A 4,867-nucleotide genomic window follows, 5' to 3' on the forward strand; every position below is an offset into this window, starting at 1 on the left:
TCCACATCCCCTTCGCCTGGAACAACATCACCCTCCACGCCACCCACCCCACCACCCTCCGCGCCCACCTCACCACCACCACACCCACCACCATGGAGATCACGCTCACCGATCGCACCGGCGCGCCGGTCGCCCACATCGGGGAGCTGGTCACCCGGCCGATCACGCTGGACCAGCTCGCCGCGGCAGCCGCCCCCGCTGCCACCACTGGGCTCCATGTCGTGGAATGGGTTCCAACGCCGCCGTCCGAATCCCCCTCCCCCCTGGGGCCGGTGGGCGTGCTCGGGCCGGATCCGCTGGGCCTGTGCGACATGCTGCGGGACGCGACCGGTGCGGCGGAGTCCTGCACCGCGTACGACACCCTTGCCGCGCTGCGCGAAGCGGTCGACGGCGGCGCCTGCGTGCCGGCGCGCGTGCTGGTCACCTGTGTCGGTGACAGCGATGGGCACCAGGAGATACCCGACGCCGTGCGCTCGGTACTCGGGCGGGTCACCGAATGCGTTCAGGAATGGCTGGCCGACGAGCGGTTCGCGGACGCGCAACTCGTGGTCGTCACCCGCAACGCCGTCGCCACGCGCCCCGGTCCGGAGATCCGTGACCTGGCCGCCGCGCCCGTATGGGGACTCGTCCGCTCAGCGCGCACGGAGAATCCGGATCGCTTCGCGCTGCTCGACCTGGACGGCTCCGCGGCCTCCGACACGAGCGCCGCCGCCCAGTCCGACGTACTGTCCGAAGTCCTGTCCGCGCGGCTGCCCGAGGCGGCGGTCAGGGACGGCGGTGTCCAAGTGCCCCGGCTGACGCGCGCGGCGGATGCCTCCGGTGTGCTGGTGCCGCCCGCCGACTGTGCCTCGTGGCGGCTGGACGTCACCAGCAAGGGCACCCTCGGCAACCTCGGTCTGCTCCCCCATCCCGAGGGCGAACGTCCCCTCGAAGCCCACGAGATACGGGTGGCCATGCGGGCGGGCGGACTCAACTTCCGGGACGTGATGGTCGGCCTGGGCATGTATCCGGGGGACGATGCCCGGATCGGCGGCGAGGGCGCGGGCGTGGTCGTCGAGGTGGGTACGGAGGTGACCTCGATCGCCCCGGGCGACCGGGTGATGGGTCTGTTCCCGTCCGGCGGGCTCGGTCCGCTCGGTGTCACCGACCACCGCTGGGCGGCCCGGATTCCCCGGGGGATGACGTTCAACGAGGCCGCTGTGGTCCCCGTCGTCTTCCTGACGGCGTATTACGGGCTGGTGGATCTGGCGGGACTGCGGGCCGGGGAACGACTGCTCGTGCATTCGGCGGCCGGCGGCGTGGGCATGGCGGCCCACCAGATCGCCCGGCACCTCGGCGCGGACGTCTACGGCACCGCCAGCACCGGCAAATGGGACACCCTGCGCGGACTCGGCTTCGACGACACCCACCTGGGCAACTCCCGCACCACCGACTTCGAGACCCAGTTCCTCACCGCCACCGACGGCCACGGCATGGACGTCGTACTCGACTCCCTGGCCAAGGAATTCGTCGACGCCTCCCTGCGCCTCCTCCCCCACGGCGGCCGCTTCCTGGAGATCGGCAAGACCGACATCCGGGACCGGGACCAGATCGCCCGGCATTATCCGGGCGTGGCGTACCAGGCATTCGACCTGATGGAGGCCGGACCTGACCGCATCCAGGAGATCTGGGCCGAACTCGTAGCACTGTTCGAGGCCGGGGCACTGGCTCCGCCGCCGATCACCGCGTGGGACATCAGCCATGCGCCGGATGCTCTGCGCTATCTCAGCCAGGCGCAGCAGACGGGCAAGACCCTGCTGACGTTGCCGCGTGGGCTGGACTCCGAGGGCACCGTCCTGATCACCGGTGCCACCGGCACCCTCGGCAGCCTCCTCGCCCACCACCTCGTCACCCACCACAACGTCCGCCACCTCCTCCTCACCAGCCGCCGCGGCCCCCACGCCCCCGGCGCCACCGAACTCGTCACAGAACTCACCCGAACAGGCGCCCACGTCACCCTCACCGCCTGCGACACAGCAGACCACGACGCACTCGCCCACCTCCTCGACACCATCCCCACCGACCACCCCCTCACCGCCGTCATCCACACCGCAGGCACCCTCGACGACACCACCATCGACACCCTCACCTCCCAACGCCTCGACACCGTCCTCAAACCCAAAACAGACGCCGCCTGGAACCTCCACACCCTCACCCGCCACCACGACCTCACCGCCTTCGTCCTCTACTCCTCCGCCGCCGGCCTCCTCGGCAACCCCGGCCAGGCCAACTACGCCGCCGCCAACACCTTCCTCGACGCCCTCGCCCACCACCGCCACACCCAAGGACTCCCCGCCACCTCCATCGCCTGGGGACTGTGGGGCGAGGCGAGCAACATGACGGGGCACCTCGACGACACGGCGCTGAGCCGGCTGTCCCGTACCGGTGTGGTGGCGCTCTCCTCGCAGGAGGGGCTCGCGCTGTTCGACGAGGCCCTCGGGCTGCGCCGGCCCTTGTCGGTGGCCATGGGCATGAACCTCGCGGCGCTGGGCGAGCGGGCCCGGTCGGGGCTGCTGGAGCCGCTGTTCAGCGGTCTCGTCCGGCAACGGCCCGAGGGGCTCGCGGCGCGAGCCACGAACGGTCCGGGGCGCTCCACCCCGTCCGGCGTCCCGCTCGTCGAGCGCCTGGCGCCGCTGTCGTCCGAGGATCGGCGCAGCCTTCTGGCGCATCTCGTGCGCGAGAACGTCGCCGCGGTGCTCGGGCACGCCACGGGGGACAACATCGGTCTCGAACAGCCGTTCAAGACGCTCGGCTTCGACTCGCTGTCCGCCGTCGAACTCCGCAACCGGCTCGGCACCACGACCGGCCACCGGCTCTCACCGACCCTCGTCTTCGACCACCCCACGCCGAACGCGCTGGTCGAGCACCTCAACGAGTTGCTCGCCCCGCCGGAGGCGGACGTGTTCGGGCGGCTGCTTTCGGAACTCGACCTGCTGCAGGGCGCGTCGGGTGCCGCCGAGGCGTCCCCGGCCGCGGTGGGCAAGATCGTGACCCGTCTCCAGGACTTCTTGCTGAGTCTGGAGGAGGGCAGGTCCGATCCGCAGGCGTCCGAAGGGCCGAGTGCCGAGCGCATCTCGGCGGCCACCGACGACGAGATCTTCGACCTCATCGACAACGAGCTCGGGATCGCCTGAATCAGGCTCCTCCCGTCCTCACCCCGGCCATGATGGATCCGGTTTTCCCAAACCTCTCACCCCTAGGAACAGGTTATGTCCGATCCCGTCATCATCTCGGGCGGCGGGCCCGCCGGGCTCATGCTCGCCCACGAACTGGGCCTGTGGGGCATCGAATCGATCGTGCTGGAGCGGCATGCCACGCGCGACGGCGGCCGTTCCGTCGGTCAGGCCCTGAACACGACTGCGGCCGAACTTCTCGATCAGCGTGGGCTGTTGGACGGGATACGCGAGCACACCGCGCCCTCGCAGGGCACGCACTTCTCGCTGTTGTGGCTGGACAGCGCTCCGCTGGAGGGCCGGCACCTGCCCGCGCTGCTGCTCGGGCAGGAGTACATGGAGCGGGAGTTGGAGCGCCGGGCGGTCAAGCTGGGTACGGATCTGCGCCCCGGTCACGAGCTGACGGGGTTCACGCAGGACGAGTCGGGTGTCACGGTCACCGTTCGGTCCGACAGCGGCGAGTACCGGCTGCGCGGCAGTTATCTGATCGGGGCCGACGGCGAGAACAGTGTGGTGCGTGAGCTGGCGGGGATCGGATTCCCCGGTTCCAGCCAGCCCAATTGCGGTCTGGTGGCCGATGTGGAAATCGATTTCGGTGAGCTGGACGAGATCCACCGCGGTGCCCGGTTCTGCCCGGTCGGCGGCCTGTACTCGTCGGTCCCGGTCGAACCGGGGGTGACCCGGGTGATCACCGCCGAGTTCGACACCGATCTGCCGGGCGCTTCGGTGGCGCCCACGGCCTCGGAGCTGCGGGCGGGCGTGGAGCGGCTCAACGAGCGGCCGTTCCCCGATGTGCCCGTGCGCTGGATCCGCAGGTACGGTGGCCCGTCCCGGGTCGCCGACCGTTTCCAGGACGAGCGGGTCCTCCTGGTCGGGGACTCGGCGCACACCTTCTATCCCCTGGCCGGCCTGCGGATCAACCTGTGTCTTCAGGACGCCGTGAATCTCGGGTGGAAGCTCGCGGGCGACCTGCTCGGCTGGGCGCCGCCCGAGCTGCTCGACACGTACACGGGCGAGCGACGGCCGGCGGCGGTGCGCGCGGCCTCCGCCACGGACACCCAGCTGGCCCTGATCCACCCGGTGAAGCGGGTGGCCCCGGTGCGGGAGCTGGTGGCGACGCTGCTGGAGTTCCCCGATGTCAACCGCTATCTGCTGGAGCTGTCCACCGGTCTGGACGTCAGCTACGCACCGCCCGGAGCGGCTGCGCCGCTGGGCCGTCGGCTGCCGCATGTCGCACTGACCCTGCCGGACGGCGCCGGCAGTGTCCCCGGGGTGCAGCACCACGGGCGCGGTGTGTTCCTCGGCCTGACCGGTGGTCGCCCCGTCGCCGACAGGCTGGCGCCCTGGTCGGACCGGGTCGAGGTGGTGGCGGCCGAGCCGGTGGCGGACATCGACGCGCGTGCTGTCCTGTTGCGTCCGGACGGGCATGTGGCGTGGGCGGGCGAGCCGGACGGCGAGTCGCTGGTGGGCGCTCTGAAGCAGTGGTTCGGTCCGCCGCGCCGGTGACCGTGCGACAGCTCGACGGTACGGCGGTGGGGGGGGGGGGGGGGGGCCCCGGCCCCCCCCCCCCCCCCCCGCCCTACTTGGACTAGGGCGGGTGGCGCCCCCCGCCCCCGGCCCGCACGAGCGCGACGGTGGCGGCGGCCGCCAGGCAA

The 4,867-nt window shown here is 71.4% G+C and carries 2 protein-coding genes; both read left to right on the plus strand.

All coding sequences use genetic code 11. The annotated features are described in order from the left end of the window. Window positions 1-3,173, plus strand: a 3,173-nt coding sequence (locus ACGF8B_RS41775) for an SDR family NAD(P)-dependent oxidoreductase (RefSeq protein ID WP_392748128.1), incomplete at its 5' end; no start/stop codon positions are given. A 75-nt stretch (window positions 3,174-3,248) separates the two neighbouring features. Then, a complete protein-coding gene (locus ACGF8B_RS41780; RefSeq protein WP_392748130.1) occupies window positions 3,249-4,718 on the plus strand; it encodes an FAD-dependent monooxygenase in 1,470 nt (489 codons plus the stop codon). Window positions 4,719-4,867: the final 149 nt, after the last annotated feature.

Origin of the sequence: Streptomyces sp. NPDC047917 (assembly GCF_043204345.1) — a bacterium.
In the GTDB taxonomy this organism is placed as follows: domain Bacteria; phylum Actinomycetota; class Actinomycetes; order Streptomycetales; family Streptomycetaceae; genus Streptomyces; species Streptomyces sanglieri.

Excerpts from the sequence above, each read along its gene's own strand:
- ACGF8B_RS41780 (WP_392748130.1), top strand. The coding sequence starts at position 3,249 with ATGTCCGATCCCGTCATCATCTCGGGCGGCGGGCCCGCCGGGCTCATG.